We start from the raw sequence: 19797 nt of genomic DNA, 5'->3' as shown, positions 1-19797 counted from the left end.
GATTGAAAACTAATAGGACGAAGATGACAAAGAATTATACGATCAAACATTCAAAACGAAAAACCATGGGCCTCTATATTACCAAAAATGCCGAAATTGAGGTTCGGGTTCCCAACGGAACGCCTAAAAAAGTCATTGCGGATTTTGTGAACCAGCATCAACACTGGATTAACACCCATTATGGGGCAGTGGCACGACAGGTAGAAGAACGGGCGAATTTCAAGCTGTGCTTTGGTACCAAGCTGCTTTTTCTGGGCCGCGAATTCTCCCTGGTGCCGGTCGAAAAACCAACCTATGGCTATGATGGCCAGTGTTTCTACGCTTACGCTCAGATGTCGGCCGAGGAATTAAAAACCAGTCTGGTGGGTATCTACCGAACGCTGGCAAAAAAGGTGCTCAGCACGATGGTGGAAGATCTGGGAAAACATATGGGACTAAAACCCAAGGCCGTCAAAATAAATGGTGCCCGAACCCGGTGGGGTTCCTGCTCCAGTGCCGGCAATCTTAATTTTTCCTGGTATCTGGTGATGGCTGAAGAAACCACCATTCGTTATGTGGTCGTTCATGAGCTGGCCCATCTCATTGAAATGAACCATTCTTCTCACTTTTGGAAAATTGTTGAACAAGTACTCCCCAATTACAAAGTGGAACGGGAAAAGCTTAAAAAACTTCAGAAAAAATTAAGTGTCCAGAGCTGGGAATAAGCCGGAGTGCCGAGATTAGGGCTGAATTTAGAGTGCCGTACCGAGCAATTATTAATCCCTTGTATGCTGCGGGATCGGACAGGCCATCACCTGTTCGCCCCAACGCATACAATCAGATATAACAATAGTTGGTACTCGGTTAATGATCTAACAGATGCAAGTGGGAGACCCCCCCGCTTATTTTTTTTCAAAAAAACTTGACAGGCAGTACGGAAATGGTTATAGTGTGAATATAGTATATATACACTATACCATAAGAAATGAGGTGACTTGTTGAACATCGCCATCAGCAATTCCAGCGACAAACCGATTTATGAGCAAATTGCTATGCAGATCAAGAAGATGATTATCAGCGGTGAGCTGAGTCCCGGGGACGCCTTGCCAAGTATGCGTTTTCTGGCCAAGGAGCTGCGGATTAGCGTGATTACCACCAAGCGCGCCTATTCGGATCTGGAGCGGGATGGGTTTATTGAAACCGTCACTGGTAAGGGCAGTTTTGTCGCCAACCAGAATTTGTCGTTTATCCGGGAAGAGCAACTAAGACTGGTCGAAGAGCTGCTGCAGAAAGCGGTCGATATTGCCAGAAGCAGTGATATTTCCTGGGAGGAACTCAGTGAGCTGTTAGAACTATTGTATAAGGGAGAATAACATGACGAATGCTATCGAAATTAAAAATTTAAATAAAAATTATCAAGATTTTAAGCTAAAAGATGTCAGCTTTAAGGTGCCCAGAGGCAGCATTGTCGGCTTTATTGGTGAGAATGGGGCCGGCAAAACGACAACCATTAAAGCCATGCTTAATCTGGTCAGGCGGGATGGGGGAACCATTGAAATGCTGGGAATGGACGCCTTAAAAGATGAGAAAAAAATCAAAGAATCCCTCGGTGTTGTGATGGATGGGTGTAACTTCCACGATAATTTAAAGACTGGTGATATCTCTAAGATGCTGGCCAGTATTTACAAAAATTGGAATGTGCAATTATTTCAGAACTACCTGAAAAAATTCAATCTTCCAGAAAATAAGATTATCAAGGAATTTTCCCGGGGGATGAAAATGAAGCTGCAGATTGCGGTGGCACTATCCCACGAACCGGAGCTATTGATTTTAGACGAAGCCACCAGTGGACTGGACCCGATTGTCCGGGAGGAAATTTTGGACGTCTTTATGGAGTTTATCCAGGATGAAAAACATGCCATTTTGATATCCTCTCACATCACCAGTGATCTCGATAAGATCGCCGATTATATTGTCTTTATCCATCAGGGTGAAATATTATTGGATGAGGAAAAAGAGACCCTGCTGTCTAAAATGGGGGTTCTTAAATGCGGAGAAGAAGATTTTCGAAGGCTCGAAAAAAACGAGTATATCCGCTATCGCAAAAACCAGTTCAGCTTTGAGGTACTGGTTAACGATAAGGTTGCCATTAAAAAGAAATATCCCGAGACCGTTGTGGATGGGGTAACCATTGAAGAAATGATGCTATTTTATGTAAGGGGGGAAAAATAATGAAGGGACTCATTTTAAAAGATCTGATTAATTTAAAAAGTACATTTAAAATGCTGGGATTAATGATTACCCTTTTTGCAGTTATTTACATACCCCAGGGAAATGGTTTTATCTTTGGTATGATTATCCTGATGTTTGCGATGATGGTGGTGACCACGATTAGTTATGACGATCTGGCTAAGTGGGATGCCTACGCCTTGACCATGCCAGTGACCCGAAAAGAAATGGTGCTCAGTAAATACCTGGTGATGGCGCTCTTAAACACCCTGGGGGCAGTCTTAGCACTGATTGTCGGTATCGTTGGAAACATGATCATGAGACAAAGCTTTTCGATGGAAATTCTGGTCATTATCGGGGTGCTCTATTTAGTTGCTTTTTGTTATGGTTCATTGATAGTTCCGCTGATTTACCAGTTTGGCGCCGAAAAAGCCCGACTGATGCTGATTTTAAGTGCCTTAATTCTCACCGGCCTGATTCTGTTGTTGACACAGATGCAGATCCCGCTACCAGAAGCGATCAATCCATTGATTTATTTCTTTTTGTTGCTTGGTTTTACCGTCATAATGGTGTTCGGTTCCTATCTTATTTCGTTACGGATTTATAGTAACAAAGAATTTTAGAAAAATTCGGCAAAATATACGGAATGGTAATAATAAGAGGGCTAAGAAATCAGCCCTCTCTGACTGTCAAAAAAGATAACCCAGTACCGACAATTGTTAAATCATGTTGTATGCATCAGAGCGGACACGGCATCGCCTGTCCGATTCTGCAGCGAACAACAGATTAACAATTGGTCGGTACGATAGTTTGTCGACAACCTCAAGGGGGTTGAAAAATCAGCCCTCTTTATAGTGTTCGCTTGGTACCAGCTTGTTAAAAGTTGGCAGCTACTCGCCCAGGCGCTCCTGCAAAAAATCTTCGAAGGCGTTGATCCCGATGCGGTCGAGAACAGCAGCGATTCGTTCACCGTCCTTACCCAGTTCAAGATAGGTTTCCAGAATTTTTTCAATCAGATTAGGAACCTCTTCGGCTGCATAAAGGTCCGTTAAACGGTCACCGAAGCGGTAACCCCGACCCATCCGGCCACCCAGATAAACGGCAATGCCGCGAACCTCTTCGGTGATCGCGCCGGTGGTGCAAACCTGAGCGCATTTGCCACAATTGACGCATTTTCGTTCGTTCCAGAGGAGCTTTTGATTGAGCATCGTTAGCGATTGAGCGCGACAGACCTTGGTGCATTTGCCACAGTTTATACAGGCATTCCAGTCAAATTGAACATAGGATTGTCCGACGAGACCGATGTCATTGGTGTTCGCTTTGGCACAATTATTGGGGCAGCCCACAAAGGTGATTTTAGTTTTGGCGTGAAGATCCCGACCGAAGAATTGGTCATGACAAACGCTGCACAGCTTTTGGGTGTCATAAAGACCATGTTGACAAACCGTACCCTTACAGGCGACCAGGGGCCGAATTTTCTTACCGGTGCCACCGTAAACCAATCCTCCGGCGGTGAGAGCTGATTTAACCGCTTCAATATCAGAATAAGCGATCCAAGGTATTTCAATGGCCAATCGAGTGGTTTCACCCAGATAACCCCGACCATATTTCTTGGCGATTTCCGCCAGAGTCTGGAATTCTGCGGAGGTGAAATTTCCGGCCCGACTTAAAATCCGGATCGAAAAATAACCCTCCTGTTGCTGGGCTAAGATTCCCCGGGCTTTCAATGCTGCAATTTCATTTTGTGTGATCACGCGGTTACCTGCTTTCGTTTAAAGGGTTGAGGCAGTTCTAAAAAATAAGTGATCATTGATGCGATCTTTACGCATATCGCCGCGGACCAGTTACTTTTTTTAATGCCGATAGTCTATTTTCTCTATTGTATGCCTTATTTCTAAAAACAATATTAAATTTTACCATCGTAAAAGGCCAGAGTTGTGTTAAAATAAACTAGATCAAAAAAAGAAATAAGGAGTGACTATGTTAAAACTTGAACAGGTTTCAAAGACCTATGGAAATAAGAATGAGAAAGCAGTTGATAACATCAGCTTTGAAGTGCATCCCGGCGAAATTTTCGGATTTGTGGGGCCTAACGGTGCTGGAAAAACGACCACCATTAAAATGATTGTCAGCTTGCTGGCCCCCAATGGCGGTAAAATAACGATCAATGGGATTGATAATCAGAAAGACATCTTGAACGCAAAAAAACAATTCAGCTATGTCCCGGATACCCCAGAACTGTTTGAAAAGATTAAAGGTATCGAATATTTAAAATTCATGGCCGATGTGTTTCAGGTAGCCGCTACCGAAAGACAGGAACGGATCGAGAAATATCTGGATATTTTTGAAATCAAGGATGCCGTCAACGATCCGATTGGATCCTTTTCCCATGGGATGAAGCAGAAACTGGCATTGGTGGGGGCACTCATTCATAATCCCCAGCTCTTTATACTGGACGAGCCGATGGTCGGTCTTGATCCGAAGGCGTCTTTTGAACTAAAAAAAATCATGCGTGATCATTGCGATAGCGGACGATCGGTTTTCTTTTCCACCCATGTACTGGATGTGGCCGAAAAAATCTGTGACCGGATTGCCATAATTAAAAAGGGAAAGATCATTGAGGTGGGAACCATGGCCGAAATTCGTGAAAAAGCCGGGAGCCAGGAATCACTTGAAAATATTTTCCTGGAGTTGACAGAATAATGAAAGAAATTATCAGTTTGACCAGACTTTTTATTAATGAATCCTTGGGGATATCGTTGTTTTTTTATAATCAGAAATACAATAAAAAGGAATTCTATAAACAACTCTTTACCCTGATTATTGTTCCAGTGGCCTTGATACCGGCATATTTTATGTTTATCTCGTTGATGACGGCCACCTATATTGGGCTTTCAATGATTGATCAGACTTCAGTTTTTTTGAGTGTCGGCTACATCATGGCAACGGTGCTGATTCTCGTTTTTGGAATTATGTATATTCTTTCGGAGTTTTATTTCTCCGATAACATGGAAGAGCTGATCCCACTGCCGATCAGCCCGCGAAAGCTGATTTTCGCTAAATTTCTTAGTATCCTGGTGTTTGAGTATGCTTTTGCAGGCTTTGTTTTTCTGCCCATTCTGATCATTTACGGGATCGGCCAGGGAATGGGGCTGATTTATCTGCTACTATCATTTTTGGTATTTTTAACCATTCCAGTGTTGCCACTTTCAATGGTGACTGCTCTGGTTATGCTGGTGATGCAATCGGCGTCCATTAAAGGTCGTAAAGATATGCTACAGATTGTTTTTGTATTTTTAGGGATTGCCCTTATTTTTGGAGTGCAGTTCTGGTTTACCAGCCAACTTGGCAGTGGTGATGAGGTTGATTTTCAACAGCTAATCAATGGGATGCTGACCAGCAACGAGGGGCTTTTAAACACGATTGGCTATATTCTGCCGACCAGCTTTTTAATGGCCTGGGCGCTGAATAAAATTACGCTGATGTCCTTTCCCTGGGTGGGCGCGCTGTTGGTGATTACCTCGTTATCCTGCGCCCTGATGGTAGCGATTGGCGAACGGGTTTATATTAAGAGTATTGTCAGCGGAAAGATTATGAAAAAGAGCAGGAAGCTAAGCGGCGCCCAGCGAAGCAAAGCCCTTGGTAAAAAGAGCCATGGGGCGATGGCGGTGTTTACGATGGATTTGCGACTGTTGTTGCGGACGCCGGTTTACTTTTTTAATAATGTCAGCGTGGTGATCATTGCCCCGCTTTGTGTTCTCCTTAGCTTTTATTTTATCGAGATACCCGCGGAAGATTTACAGGGAATGCAGGAATTTTTCAGAGAGATGCCGATATTGATTAATTATATACTGATCGCCTTTTTTATTTTTTTTGGAGGCACCACAGCCACCACAGCGACCACCTTTTCTCGGGAAGGCAAGGCGTCCTGGCTTACCCGGATGATTCCAGTGACAGCCAACGATCAGATCGTTGGACGAACTGGTGTAGCGCTGCTGATTCAGAGTCTGGGAATTGTGTTTACAATCATCGCGATTCAATTCTTTTTTCCCTTAGCCATGTCGACGCTGCTGTTAACGGTTATCCTGGGAATTCTGGGATCATTACCGATTTTATTATTCGGTTTATTCATGGATATGAACCGCCCGCTGCTCAATTGGGATAATCCCCAGAAAGCCATTAAGAACAATATGAATGTGATTATCACACTTTTTGTCGGCATGGCTTATAGCGGGTTGTTGATCGGTGTCAGTGCTTTGTTGGGATATTTTGTCAACGACTTTCTCGGTTATGCGTTTTATACCATAATTGGTATCACAATCAGTGTTGCTTTTTTTAAGGTGATCAATAAGCGACTGGAACAGGAGTTTATGAATTTTGAAGCGTAGATTAAAGACTAAGTTAATGGTTGAGAATCATAATAGGGGTGATAACTAATTCGATAAAGGAGTTGAAGAAGATGGCTCTCGACGACGTTCAAAAGAAAGCGAATCGACTTGTTCATGAAATGAGTCCTTATTTATTACAGCATGCCTATAATCCGGTTAATTGGTATCCTTGGTCGGATGAGGCGTTTAATTTGGCCAAAAGGCAAGATAAACCTGTTTTTTTGTCGATTGGCTATAGCACCTGTCACTGGTGTCACGTGATGGAAAAAGAATCCTTTGAGGATGAAGAAGTAGCTGAAATTCTCAACAAATATTTCATCAGCATTAAGGTGGACCGGGAAGAACGGCCGGATATTGATCAGATTTATATGACCTTTTCCCAGGTCAGTACTGGTCAGGGAGGCTGGCCCCTCAATGTTTTTTTAACCGCCGATCGAAAACCCTTTTATGTGACCACCTATTTGCCCAAGCAATCTCGGCTTGGGCATCCTGGTATTATCGATGTGCTCATCGGCATCGACAGTCAGTGGCAAAAAAACAATCAAGACATTGTCCATTCAGCGAATAAGATGACAGGACTGCTCAATGATCTGGAGATGCGAAAAGAACAACCGGAATTAAAGCAGAGCATTTTTTACGATGCTTATGATTTTTTGGATGAAAGCTTTGATGATCGTTATGGTGGTTTTGGTAAGGCCCCTAAATTTCCCACCCCCCATCACCTGTTCTATTTGTTACGTTGCTATCAGGCCTTTAAACAGCCGGATGCCCTGGTGATGGTGGAAAAAACGCTGCAGCAGATGTATAAGGGTGGCATTTTTGATCATATCGGGTTTGGTTTTTCCCGCTACTCAACCGATGAACAATGGTTGGTTCCTCATTTCGAAAAAATGCTCTATGATAATGCCTTACTGATTATGGCTTATGCCGAAACCTATCAGGCCACGGGTAATGAACTCTATAAAAAAATTGCCCAGAAAACGATCACCTATGTCAATCGGGATTTACGATCACCGGAAGGCGCTTTTTATTGTGCCGAGGATGCCGACTCTGAGGGGGAAGAAGGCAAGTTTTATGTCTGGTCCACGGATAAGGTCGAAAAAATATTGGGCAAAAAGCGAGCCGAGGTCTTTTTCAAATTTTATCCAATGACGACAAAAGGAAATTTTGAGGGCAAAAATATTGCCAATATGATTGACTGTGACATTGATCTCATCGAAGCCAATCCAGAGCTTGAAAAAGCCCTCGATGAGATGACCGCCGATCTGTTTGCTCAGCGGGAAAAGCGGGTTCATCCCCATAAGGATGACAAGATCCTGACCTCATGGAATGGCCTGATGATTGCCGCTCTGGCCATGGCGGGCCGGGTTTTTAACAAATCTGTCTATATCAAACAGGCCGAAGAGACGATGGCATTTATAGAGAATAACATGACCCGGCTGAGCGGCCGACTTTATGCCCGCTATCGCAAGGGTGAGGCTAAAATTCTGGGTTATCTGGATGATTATGCCAGTGTCATCTGGGGCTATCTGGAATTATATCAGGCCACTTTTAAAACCGATTATCTGGAAAAAGCGATTGTTCGGGCAGTGGAGATGATTAATCTCTTTGGCGATGAATTTGGAACGGCGGGTTTTTTTCAGTACGGAAATGACGCTGAAAGGCTCATTGCCAGGCCCAAGGAAATCTATGATAACGCCAAGCCATCGGGAAATGCGCTGGCGGCCTATTGTTTGCTTAAAATCGGGAAAATAACCGGAGAACAAAGGTACCTCGATATTGTCAATGGCATGTTTAGCTATTTTGCCGGAAACCTGAATCAGGCACCGATGGCGAGTACCATGATGCTTTGCGTAAAATTATTCCATGAACAGCCAACCACTGAGGTGGTCTTTGCCGGTTATGAAAAAGATACCACAATCCGGGAGATGAATCGCCGATTGAATAAGCAGTTTTTGCCTTTTTCAGTGGTGCTTTTTAATAAAAGCGAAACAGATCTAAAAAAGATCAATGAATTTGCCGTCAATCAGCAGATGATTCATGGGGAACCCACCGCCTATATCTGCAAAGACTATCGCTGTGAGCAGCCAGTCAGTGATCTTGAAGCCTTTCTTAAAATTATTGAAGACTGATTAACACCCCAAAAGATGGGGTAGTAATAGAATAGTCGTAGGAAAGGTAGGAACTAGGATGAAATACAAAAAAAAAGATCAGGACACCTTATTAAAAACGTTAACGCCGGATCAATATGCGGTGACTCAGAAAAATGCCACAGAACCGCCATTTCAAAATGAGTACCATAACGAATATCGAAAAGGGCTTTATGTGGATATCACCACTGGGGAGCCGCTTTTTTCATCGAGTGACAAGTTTGAGTCGGGCTGTGGCTGGCCAAGCTTTTCTAAACCGATCGACCCGGAGCTGGTCAAAGAATTAAGTGATACGAGTTTGAGAATGAAACGAACCGAGGTCCGCAGCAGCACTGGCGATGCCCATCTGGGTCATGTTTTTGACGATGGACCCAAAGAAACTGGTGGCTTGCGGTATTGCATCAATAGCGCATCGTTGCGCTTTATTCCGGCAGACGAAATGGAAGCTCAGGGGTATGGCGACTATTTGGAATTGGTAGATTAATCGGTTTATCGCGAAAGCGACGATTCTATAAATAATAAGGGGTAAAAAAGATGAACACAGTTGAATTTGCAATAAAAATGGAACATGATGGCGAAAAATATTATCGGGGACTAGCAGAAGAGAATAAGGATAATTCACTTAATGCCGTATTTTTATTATTGGCCGATGATGAAAAAGATCATGCGGCACTACTAAAAAAAGAGCTCGACAAAGTAAATTATGAATTAGGTGACAATGAAGCACTCGCGAATACTGACAACGTCTTTAAAAATAAGGGTGATTTTAAAAAAAGATTCAAAGAAATACCCAAGCAATTGGATGCTTACCGAATGGCGCTACAAATGGAAAAAGACAGTATTGAACTGTATGAAAAATTATTCGAAGAATCGACAGAGGCACAGATAAAAAAATTATTTGGCTATCTGGTTAAGCAGGAAGAAAATCATTATAATATTTTTGCTAACCTGATTACCCTGGTTGAACGTCCAGAGGAATGGGTGGAAGACGCTGAATTTGGAATCCGGGAAGAATATTAAAACACGTTGTAATAGATTGCTTTTAGGCTAAAGTGAAAATTCCATAAAAAGGGATTAAACTGTCTTTTTCAAGACAGTTTAATCCCTTTTTGTGAAAGAAATTGTAAACAAATGAAAAGTTTGTTACAATGGTGCTATTGCAAATAAAAAGGGGAAGGTAATCAATGGCGGTTTATATATTTGATCGGATAGACGAATTTTCAGATGATCTTTTTAGAAGTAGTTTGAGGTTACTTCCTGCCGAACGTCAAAACAAGGCAACAGCTTATCGTCAGAAAATTGACCAAAAGCTTTCGGTATTGGGATATGTTTTATTAAACTATGGGATAAAAAGCGAGTATGGTGTTTCGGGGGCAATACAGTTCAGTTATTCCGAGCGGGGCAAACCATTTCTAATCGATTATCCCCAGATCCATTTCAATATTAGCCATTGTAAAAAAGGGGTTATCTGCGCCGTGCATCACTCAGCGGTCGGGGTCGACGTTGAAACAGTTGAAAACTATGATCCGGAACTTGCCGGACATGTTTGTAATGAAAATGAACTGAAACTAATTAATGAAAGTGATAACAAAGCGCTGACCTTTACAAAAATCTGGACAAAAAAGGAAAGTCTGCTAAAAAAAACAGGAATTGGACTGAGCGATCATTTAAAAACGATCGATACCGTTGATTCGGAAGCCATTGTACTGGTGGACCCGGCTGAAGCCTATGTGTTTTCGATCGCCGGTATGTCGTTAGTTCAGCTGGGTTTAAGAAGCGAGATTTTCAGAGCATAATAATAACATGAAAATTAGTCGCTTGAAATCGATCACAAAGTATTAGATGCGTATTGAAAAAATTAAAAGGAGATAATTGATGATAAACGAGAATTCAGAACCGATATTTGAGCGCTCAGGCGTTTTGTTACAGCGGAAGTTTTTCTCCTATCTGCTGCCGACAATTATGATGAATGTGGCATTGTCCCTGGGCATGATTGTAGATGGAATTATTGTTGGAAATATTTTGGGAACAGAAGCTTTTGCGGCGGTAAACATCTGTATTCCCATTGTATTTCTATTTTATGCAATATATGCGCTGATTGGAGTGGGGGGCTCCACTGTTGTAGCCCATTGTAAAGGACGGATGGATCACGAAGGCGCCAATTTGAATTTTACCTTATCGGTGCTTGGACTGTTGCTGATTTCAGGATTTTTGGGAATAACAGGTTTTGTTTTTTCAAATCAGATCAGCCAGATTTTAAGTGGCGGAAGTACCTTAATGCCACTGGTCAAAGATTACTATTCGGTGTTAATCCTTGGTGCCCCAGCATTGGTTGTTATTCCCGGGATTGTTTATTTTATGCGCGCAGACTCATTTCCTAAACTGGCTGCAAATATCTTGATTATTGCAAATGTCGTCAATTTGACCTGTGATCTTATTTATATGGGTGTTTTTAAAATGGGGATTAGCGGGGCTGCCTGGGCTTCGGTAACCGGTTATCTTGTTGGGGCCATGTTTGTATTGATCTATTTACTATCCTCAAAACGAAATTTAAAGTTCGTTAAACCGAAGCTGTCTGAACTCAGAAATTGTGGAAATATTTTATTAACCGGATTGCCATCAGCTTTGTTTGGAATAACGGGGTTTATAAAAAATCTTGCGATCAATTCATTTTTGATTATTAGCATTGGTCCTATTGGTGTGGCAACTTTTGGAGTTTGTCTGAATATGATTTCCACCGCGAGTATTGTTATTGGCGGAACAGCTCAAACGGTTGTGCCAGTGGTTGGGTGTACATACGGGGAAAAGGATTATGGCGGTATAAAGGTGATCATCAAAACGGCGATGACACTGGTTGCAATACTCTGTGGGGTTCTCATGGTTATATTTTTGCTTTTTCCCATGCAACTGGCGGGACTATTTGGTATTTCAGGAGATGAGGCGATGATGACTTCCATCCAGACAGCCATCCGGATATTTGCCTTTTCGTTACCATTTTTCGGGATTAATTTTTTGTTGACCAGTTATTATCAAACGGTCAATCGACGCGGGTTTGCCTCAATGATTACCGTTTTTGAGAATAATCTCGTCTTACTTCCACTGGTTTTTTTATTGGGATTACAATTTGGAGAAGTTGGAATCTGGATCGCCTTTGTTTTAAATGAAATGATTGTTTTAACCTTAATATTAATAACGGGTGGGATTATCAAAAAAAGGTCGCAAAAGGATTTAATCCCGATTTTGCTGCTCGAGAAAACAAATACACGTCTAATGGATGTGACGATTTCCAATTCACTTACTGATGCTACCGGGATTTCCAAGACAATGATGGATTTTTGTCGGGAAAATGGTATTGATGCCAAGCGAACCAACCATGTCGGGGTGATTGTGGAAGAATTAAGTGTGAACATCATCCGCTATGGATTTAAGGAAAAAGAAAAAAATGTTATCGATATTCGGTTGTCCATTATTGATTCAGATCTGGTCCTGCGCTTTAGAGATGACGGCCGGCCGTTTAATCCGGTGGCCTATATTCATGATTTTGGAGTCGAAAAAACTTATGGGCTGCGGTTAGTACATGAAATGGCGACAGATTTTCGTTACAGCTATGTTTTGAACTTTAACAATACCATGATCAGTATGTAAATTGAAAAACGGAGGAACAAAATGAAAAGTAAACCCATCAGCCATCCGCAAAAGCGGATTTTAGACAGTGAACTATTTGTGGAAAACACCACCATCAACAATATACCGATGATTATTTCCTTTCCCCCAGATAGTGAAGAACAGCTTAGACAGGTTTTAGAGTATGTGGTACTCAATACCGAGGATCTGAATATTTGCTTTGATATGGACGACAATGGTGAGATTAGTCAATATGTGAGCGAAGCGGATCTGTCCCAGATAAGTGTTTATGATTGGAAGGAGAAAACCAGCGAAGCAGTAGCGAAATCCATGGAAACGCTCGATCTTTATCCTTTTGGTAAGGTATTTAATCAATTTTTGTTTCGCTTTGGGATTATTAAAGGTGCCGATGTAACCAGGGTTCATTTGCTGCTTCACCATGCGATCTGTGATGGTACCAGTGTTAATATTCTTTGTGATTATATTATTTCGCTTTATGATACCTTGACAGCAGGTAAAGAGCTGTTTAAGCTCCATTCCAACACGATGAAATATCAAGTGGTTGAAAAGGCTTATCTGGAATCGCCGGATTGTCAGGATGATAAGGTTTATTGGCAGGAGCTATTAAAGGATGCTGGGGATCTTTCGCAAAGAATAAATGTTACTGATAGCAATGCTGCCAGACGCCATATTTTAGAACTGAAACCGGAAACGACCCAGAAACTGAATGGCTATTTAAACAGTTTTAAAAAGCCGGTATCGCCCTTTGTTTTTATGCTGGCCCTTTCAAGTCTTTATTTTGCGCGCTTTAATAATGCCAGAAAAGCAGTTCTTTCGATGGGTTTTGGCAATCGGATTTATGATGATGAAATCAATCATTCGCTGGGGATGTATGTTAGTACGGTACCGGTAATGACCGATTTTGAAATCGAAACCCCCTTTTCAAAGTTTCTGATCAGTTCAAAAGAGTCCATGAAAAAAAGTCTTAGCCATTCTCGCTATCCCTTTGACTTAATCCTTACAGATCAGCCGGCAGAGGTATCCGAAAAACTGATGAATGTGGCCATTGTTTCCAATGCCACTAAAGCGATGCCTTATCCGGTTACTGCAGGAGTGATGAATACTGGGATTGCCGGGATTACGATTCGGGTAAATTTGGCAAAGGACGATAGCCAGGGGCTTCAGGCGATAGCCTATGATTACAAAACCGCCTGTTTTGGTGAGAATCAGATTCTTAATATGGCCGCCGCCATGGAAAGTATGATTGTGGCAATTATTAATGACCCGGAAATCTCCTGCGCTAAAATTCCAGTGATCGCGGCCAGCGAAGAAAGTCGTTTGCTAAGGGACTTTAACCAGAATGATCAGGTCTATTCGGATCAAGCTCAGAGTATTGTCGAAATGTTTAGAAACCAAGCGGCAAAATTACCAGATCAAGTGGCGGTAGTTTTTAAAGACAAAACCCTGACTTTTAAAGAGGTTGATGAGATAACCACAAAACTAGCCAAACATCTTAAAAAGATGGGGGTTCATAAAGAAACCGTGGTGGGAATTATGATTGACCGCAGTGAGCTGATGGTTGTTTATCCATTAGCGGTGCTTAAAGCCGGTGCTGCTTATATGCCGTTGGACTATAGCTTTCCTGCTGACCGGTTGGCCTATATGTTGGCAGATGCCGATGTCAAGCTGATTCTTAGCGAAAACAACCTGCCAGAAGAACATCTCCCCGACTTTGCCGGGCATGTTATCAAAACGGAAGTGCTAGAAAATCTGGCAGATGATAAGAGGATCACGTTGGAAATGCCGGAAGCTGGGGATCAGTTTGTGGTGCTTTACACCTCAGGATCTACCGGAATGCCCAAGGGGTGCGTGTTGGAGCATGGCAATCTGACTAATTTCTGCAAATGGTTCCAGTCTTACTACGCGGTTACAGACGCCGACCGATGTGGGGCTTATGCCAATTTTGGCTTTGATGCCCATATGCTGGATCTTTATCCCTATCTTACCGCCGGCGCTGGCGTCTGCATTATTCCATCGGAAATCCTACTGGATTTTATTGCGCTCAACGAATATTATGAAAAAAACAAGGTCACCCTGGCTTTTATGACAACCCAACTGGGGCGCCAGTTTGTTCAGGAAATTGATAATAAAAGCTTGCGGGCGTTGACTATTGGTGGTGAAAAACTGCCCTCGATCTCGCTGCCAGACTATGATTTGTTCCATGCCTATGGACCGACCGAATGCACGATCTTTTCGACCGTTCGTAAATTCCAGACCGAAAAGGATTGCCTTTTGATCGGTGGTCCGATTGGCAATTATCAACTCTTTGTCCTGGATGAGCAACTTCAGGTATTACCCATTGGCGCCATCGGTGAGCTTTGTGTGGGCGGTGCCGGCGTGGGACGATGTTATCTCAATCGAGAAGAACTGACGCGGGAAAAATTTATAAAATGGCAGGGTCAACGGATCTACCGTACCGGGGATTTTGTTCGATGGCTGGAAAATGGGGAAATTGAATTTATCGGCCGGATGGACGGTCAGGTCAAGCTTCGGGGACTGCGGATTGAGCTGGGTGAAGTCGAAAGCCGGATGGCTCAGTTTGAGGGAATCACCGCTTGTTGCGTCGATGTAAAGGAACTGGGCGGAACGCAGCACCTCTGCGCCTATTATACGGCTCCAGCGGAAGTGGATGTGGCGGAATTAAAGGCCTTTTTGGCCGAAAAATTGACCTCTTTTATGATTCCTACCGCCTATATGCAATTGGAACAGTTGCCACTGACCCCCAATGGTAAATTTAATAAAAAAGCTTTGCCAGAGCCGATGATTACCCGGGGCGAGATTGTTTTGCCAAAGAATGCATTGCAACAGCAAATATTTGTGGTTATCAGCGAGATTGTTGGAACCGACGAGTTTGGGATCACGGACGACCTTTTCACCATTGGCTTTACTTCGTTGATGGCCATTCGTTTGTCGGTTAAGCTTCATAAAATCTGCGGGATTGAAATAAAAACGACAGACATTATTAGCAATAAAACCATTGAAAAGTTGGAAAAACTGGTAACGAATTCAGCTTCGGCCACTAAGAAAGAGGTAGTTAGTTACGAAAAACAGCCAAGCTATCCACTTACTGAAAATCAGCTGGGAATTTATCTGGAGTGTCAGAAAGACCCCCAGGCGTTACAATACAATATCCCTTCGGAAATAAAGCTGTCAAATCAGATTAGTGCCGCAGCGCTGGTGGAGGCAGTCGGAAAGGTGATCAATCGACACAGCTATTTAAAAACTTATCTGGTCGATGAAAATGGTAGCGTTACGCAGAAACGTAATGATCAGGCCGAGCCCCAGGTATTATTGATAGAATCCACGGAAACGGAATATCCAAAGATTAAGGCGGCGTTTGTTAAACCTTTTGATCTATACAGGGAGCCGCTTTATCGGGTGACTATCGTAAAAACGCCAAAACAGATCTATCTGCTTTGTGATTTCCATCACATCATTTTTGATGGCGCATCCTTACAGATTTTTCTGACCGATCTGGTAGCGGCTTATGATGGAAGTCCACTGGAGGAAGAAGCGTACACGGCTTTTGATCTGGCTTTGAAAGAAGCTGATTATCAGCAAACAAAAGACTATCTAGCGGATCAAGCCTATTTTGACGCGATCATCAAGCCGGAAATGACCGTGATACCTGGTGATCGTAATCATTCAGGGGAAGCGCTGCTGGCGTCAGAAAAGCTGGTAGTTGATGGTAAGGTGGTTGATGACTTCTGCAAAAGTCAGGGAATTTCTCCCAGCGGTCTGTTTATGGGTGGGCTGATTATGGCGCTCTATCGTTATTCTCGAAATCCAGATGTTCAGTTTACCACTATTTCCAATGGGCGGGGTGATGTTCGGGTCGGTCGCAGTATCGGTATGCTGGTTAAAACCTTACCCATCGGTCTGGAGATACAGAATGATGAAGCGGTCGGAGCTTTTGTAAAACGGGTTCAGAATCTGCTGTTTGAAGCGATGAGTCACGAAGCTTATCCTTTTACCAGAATTGCCGAAGCCCACCACTTGACCCCGACGATTAACTTTGCTTATCAGGCCGGGGTACTGGAAGCCGTAACACTAGCAGGTGAACCCTTACAAATAAACGAAATGGGACAGCAGAAACCGAAATTTTCCTTATCCATTCATATCAATTCGCGGGGATGTGATTATGAGATTGAGACGCAGTATCACCAGGGCCTTTATTCCCAGGTAATGATGATGCGCCTGACAGAAAGCATTAGACAGCTAGTGGCTCAGATGATTAGTAATAGTGAACAGCCGGTGAAATCACTGTCGATGTTAGGGGCCGTAGATCGTCTTAAATTAAAAAGTTTTAACGTGACAGAGGCCCAGTTGGATGAAAAAATTCCAGTTCGTCGCTTTGAAATAATGGCTCGAAGTTATCCAGAGCGAACGGCCTTAATTGCTAAAGATGGTCGGCTGAGCTTTGATCAGTTGAATCGTTTGTCAAACCGGGTCGCGAATGCTTTGATAAAAAAGGGCATCAAACCGGAGGATAAGATTGCGTTTTTATTGGATCGCGACAGCCGCCTGCATATTGCCCTCTTTGGAATTCTCAAATCAGGAGCGGCTTTTATTCCTGTTGATCCTGAATATCCGAGTGAGCGGATTGCCGAGGTTCTAGCTGATAGTGCCGCCAAATATCTGATCACCAGCAATGAAAATATCTCAGCAGGATTTGATCGGGCGCTGGATATTGATGAGTTGTTAAAAGGCAATGACGATAAAAATCCAGAGATAGACATTGCTCCGGATAATCTGGTTTACCTCATTTATACATCGGGTTCCACCGGCAAACCCAAGGGAGTGATGTTGGAACAGGAAGGTTTGGCCAATTATGTGGCTAATATACCCAATAATAACTTTGTTCAGGCACTGGTTAACAATGTGTCGACCTTATTATCGATTACCACTGTGGCCTTTGATGTATTTTTGAAAGAGAATATGACAGCATTGCTCAATGGTATCACGATTGCCTTTGCTGACGAAGAACAGGTGAATAACCCCAATGATTTGGCGGCCTTTTTCAAGGAATCTGGGGCGGATGGGTTTTCCGCAACTCCTTCCCGGATGATTTCCTATTTGGAGTCAGAAGTTTTTAAAACTGTTTTGGGATCAGCCCGTCTGATCATCTGTGGCGGTGAAAAATACCCATCGAACCTGTATAATATCCTAAAAGGTCTGACCAATGCGGTTTTATTCAACAGCTACGGGCCCACGGAGATCACCATCTCTTCAAATGCCAGACATTTGGAAAACGACCAGATCACCATCGGAGCGCCGCTAGCTAATGTCCGGGAATATATTTGTGACCCGGATGGCAACCTGCTGCCCATTGGGGTCGTTGGCGAATTGCTAGTTGGCGGTAAAGGAGTTGGCCGGGGGTATCTAAATAATCCGGAACTTACAGCCAAACAATTTATCAGCTTTAATAATGAACGGGTATATAAAACCGGAGACTATGCGAAGTGGACTGAAAATGGTGAAGTGGCAGTGCTGGGACGGATGGATCATCAAATAAAACTGCGTGGGCTGCGGATTGAACTGGGTGAAATTGAAGCCCTGATCAGTCGCTATCCGGGTATATCCCAGGGAGTGGTAACCATTCAGGAAATCAATGGGGTAGAATATCTCTGTGCCTATTATACGGCTGGGAAATGGATTAATCCTGATCAGCTAGCCAAACATTTAAAGAAAAAACTGACTAAATACATGGTACCCACCTATTTCACGCAGTTGGAACAATTTGTCATGAATCAAAATGGCAAGATCGATATGAAGGCGTTGCCGCAACCGGAGCTAACCAAAACTGGCGATTATGTGAAGCCGGAGTCTGATCTTGAAAAGAAAATTTGCGAAGCATTTGAAGAAACCCTGGGGATTAAACCGATTGGGACTAATGACAATTTCTTTGAAATTGGTGGGACTTCACTGATGGCAACAAAACTAACCATTAAGGCGGAAAAACGTGGCGTTAAAATCAGTTATGCCAATATTTTTAAATATCAGACCCCTGGGGAAATGGCTGAATTTATGAAAAATGAGGGACACGTCCCACTTCAGGGCGGTTGTCGGCAACAGGAAGTCCGAAATTATAACTACAATGAGATTAATCGGGTGTTACAATTTAATACCATGGATGAACTGCGAAAAGCCGAGCATGTCGCGGGTGAGTGCGTGGGGAATATTTTGCTGACCGGCGCCACTGGATACCTCGGAGTTCATATTCTGGAGAACTTTATCGAGAATTATCCTGGCACGGCTTATTGTGTCGTGCGTCCGAAGGGTTCCTTAAGTGGTGAGAAGCGCTTGAAAAACATGCTGGTCTTCTACTTTAATAAGGATTATGCTGAGTTCTTCGGAAATCGCATTCAGATTGTCGAAGGAGAAATTACCGACAGTACTTTTCTGAATTGCTTAAATGCGATTAACGTCGATACTGTGATCAATTGTGCGGCTAATGTGAAGCATTTTGCCGCTGGAACAGAAATTGAAAATATTAATGTGGGTGGGGTTCAGCTGCTGATTGATTATTGTATGGCCCAAGAAGCTCGGCTGATTCAGATTTCTACCCATAGCATTGCGGGTACCAGTATTGACAGTCAGCCGCCGGTAGATACCAAGCTGTCAGAAAACAATCTTTTTATCGGTCAGGATCTCGACAATAAGTATGCAAATAGTAAATTTACGGCCGAGCGATATATTCTGGAGGCCGTAAATCAGGGATTGAAAGCGAAAATTATGCGGGTTGGAAATCTGATGGCCCGGAATTCTGACGGAGAATTCCAGATCAATTTTAATTCCAATGCCTTTATGGGTAAACTGAAAGCTTATAAACTGATTGGGGCCTTTCCATTTTCTGGTCTGGAAGCATCCGTGGAATTTGCCCCAATCGATTCCACCGCGGCGGCTATCCTTAAGCTCAGCGAAACGGCTGACCATTTCAGGGTCTTCCATCCCTACAATAATCATCATATCACAATGGCTGATGTGATTGCCGCGATGGGGCGCTACGGATTTGAGATTGCGATCATCAGCGAAAAAGAGTTCCAGAAACGATTGGAAACAGCGATGAATGATGACCGCCTGACCCGTTATTTATCGGGGATCATTGCCTACACCGATACCGGCTCGCACCAGCAGATTGCTTATCTGGGCAGTGAACAACGGTTTACCACTAATATGCTTTTCCGTAAAGGATATAAATGGCCGATTACCAGTGATGATTATCTTCATAAGATGATAGCCGCTATTGATGGACTTGGATTTTTCGAGATTGGTCAAAAATAAAGCGTTCAGGATGAGGATGTAATGCACAAAAAAATTCGTGATAAAATTACATTTGTTCGATATACCACAATGAGATTTAGGAT

13 protein-coding genes are annotated in these 19797 nt (G+C 43.0%); 12 read left to right on the top strand and 1 reads right to left on the bottom strand.

Translation table 11 applies throughout. The annotated features are described in order from the left end of the window. The first annotated feature begins 23 nt into the window (after positions 1–23). From ACIZ62_RS14675 to ACIZ62_RS14660, 4 genes are all read left to right on the top strand, one after another. Complete coding sequence (locus ACIZ62_RS14675) at positions 24–704, top strand: M48 family metallopeptidase (RefSeq protein ID WP_414150479.1); 681 nt, start codon at positions 24–26, stop codon at positions 702–704. Between the two features lie 273 nt (positions 705–977). Beyond that, positions 978–1352, top strand: coding sequence for a GntR family transcriptional regulator (locus tag ACIZ62_RS14670; protein WP_111889214.1), 375 nt, complete (start codon positions 978–980; stop codon positions 1350–1352). A 1-nt stretch (position 1353) separates the two neighbouring features. After that, on the top strand, positions 1354–2211 hold the full coding sequence (locus tag ACIZ62_RS14665; protein ID WP_414150478.1) for an ABC transporter ATP-binding protein: 858 nt from the start codon (positions 1354–1356) through the stop codon (positions 2209–2211). Beyond that, positions 2211–2831 (top strand): ABC-2 transporter permease, encoded by a 621-nt coding sequence (locus ACIZ62_RS14660; RefSeq protein ID WP_414150477.1) that lies wholly within the window; start codon positions 2211–2213, stop codon positions 2829–2831. The genes ACIZ62_RS14665 and ACIZ62_RS14660 overlap by 1 nt, the downstream gene beginning before the upstream one ends. Before the next feature lie 267 nt (positions 2832–3098). Here the strand turns inward: ACIZ62_RS14660 and ACIZ62_RS14655 are convergent, their stop codons facing one another. Continuing rightward, positions 3099–3962: a 4Fe-4S binding protein gene (locus tag ACIZ62_RS14655; protein ID WP_414150476.1), complete on the bottom strand. Its 864-nt coding sequence runs from the start codon at positions 3960–3962 to the stop codon at positions 3099–3101. A 226-nt stretch (positions 3963–4188) separates the two neighbouring features. On the opposite strand from ACIZ62_RS14655, the gene ACIZ62_RS14650 reads away from it, so the two are divergent. The 8 genes from ACIZ62_RS14650 (at position 4189) to ACIZ62_RS14615 (ending at position 19714) form a co-directional block, all read left to right on the top strand. Continuing rightward, positions 4189–4911: an ABC transporter ATP-binding protein gene (locus tag ACIZ62_RS14650; RefSeq protein WP_111889218.1), complete on the top strand. Its 723-nt coding sequence runs from the start codon at positions 4189–4191 to the stop codon at positions 4909–4911. After that, on the top strand, positions 4911–6596 hold the full coding sequence (locus tag ACIZ62_RS14645; protein ID WP_414150475.1) for a putative ABC transporter permease subunit: 1686 nt from the start codon (positions 4911–4913) through the stop codon (positions 6594–6596). Before ACIZ62_RS14650 ends, ACIZ62_RS14645 begins: the two co-directional genes overlap by 1 nt. Positions 6597–6667: 71 nt before the next feature. Further along, positions 6668–8728, top strand: coding sequence for a thioredoxin domain-containing protein (locus ACIZ62_RS14640; protein WP_414150474.1), 2061 nt, complete (start codon positions 6668–6670; stop codon positions 8726–8728). 58 nt (positions 8729–8786) lie between these two features. Next, the gene (msrB, locus tag ACIZ62_RS14635; RefSeq protein ID WP_111889221.1) at positions 8787–9230 is read left to right on the top strand and encodes a peptide-methionine (R)-S-oxide reductase MsrB; all 444 of its coding nucleotides are present in this window, start codon (positions 8787–8789) and stop codon (positions 9228–9230) included. Between the two features lie 50 nt (positions 9231–9280). Continuing rightward, a complete protein-coding gene (locus ACIZ62_RS14630) occupies positions 9281–9766 on the top strand; it encodes a ferritin-like domain-containing protein (protein WP_111889222.1) in 486 nt (161 codons plus the stop codon). A gap of 164 nt (positions 9767–9930) precedes the next feature. Next, a complete protein-coding gene (locus ACIZ62_RS14625) occupies positions 9931–10542 on the top strand; it encodes a 4'-phosphopantetheinyl transferase family protein (RefSeq protein ID WP_111889223.1) in 612 nt (203 codons plus the stop codon). 79 nt (positions 10543–10621) lie between these two features. Then, positions 10622–12391 (top strand): MATE family efflux transporter, encoded by a 1770-nt coding sequence (locus ACIZ62_RS14620; protein WP_111889224.1) that lies wholly within the window; start codon positions 10622–10624, stop codon positions 12389–12391. A 21-nt stretch (positions 12392–12412) separates the two neighbouring features. Further along, positions 12413–19714 carry an amino acid adenylation domain-containing protein gene (locus tag ACIZ62_RS14615; RefSeq protein WP_414150473.1) on the top strand — a complete coding sequence of 2434 codons (7302 nt, stop codon included), beginning with the start codon at positions 12413–12415 and terminating at the stop codon, positions 19712–19714. Positions 19715–19797 lie beyond the last annotated feature (83 nt).

It is taken from the genome of Acetobacterium carbinolicum, assembly GCF_047456275.1.
In the GTDB taxonomy this organism is placed as follows: domain Bacteria; phylum Bacillota; class Clostridia; order Eubacteriales; family Eubacteriaceae; genus Acetobacterium; species Acetobacterium carbinolicum.
Note: the sequence above shows the minus strand (reverse complement) of the source record. Positions and strands in the feature narration are given on the sequence as shown.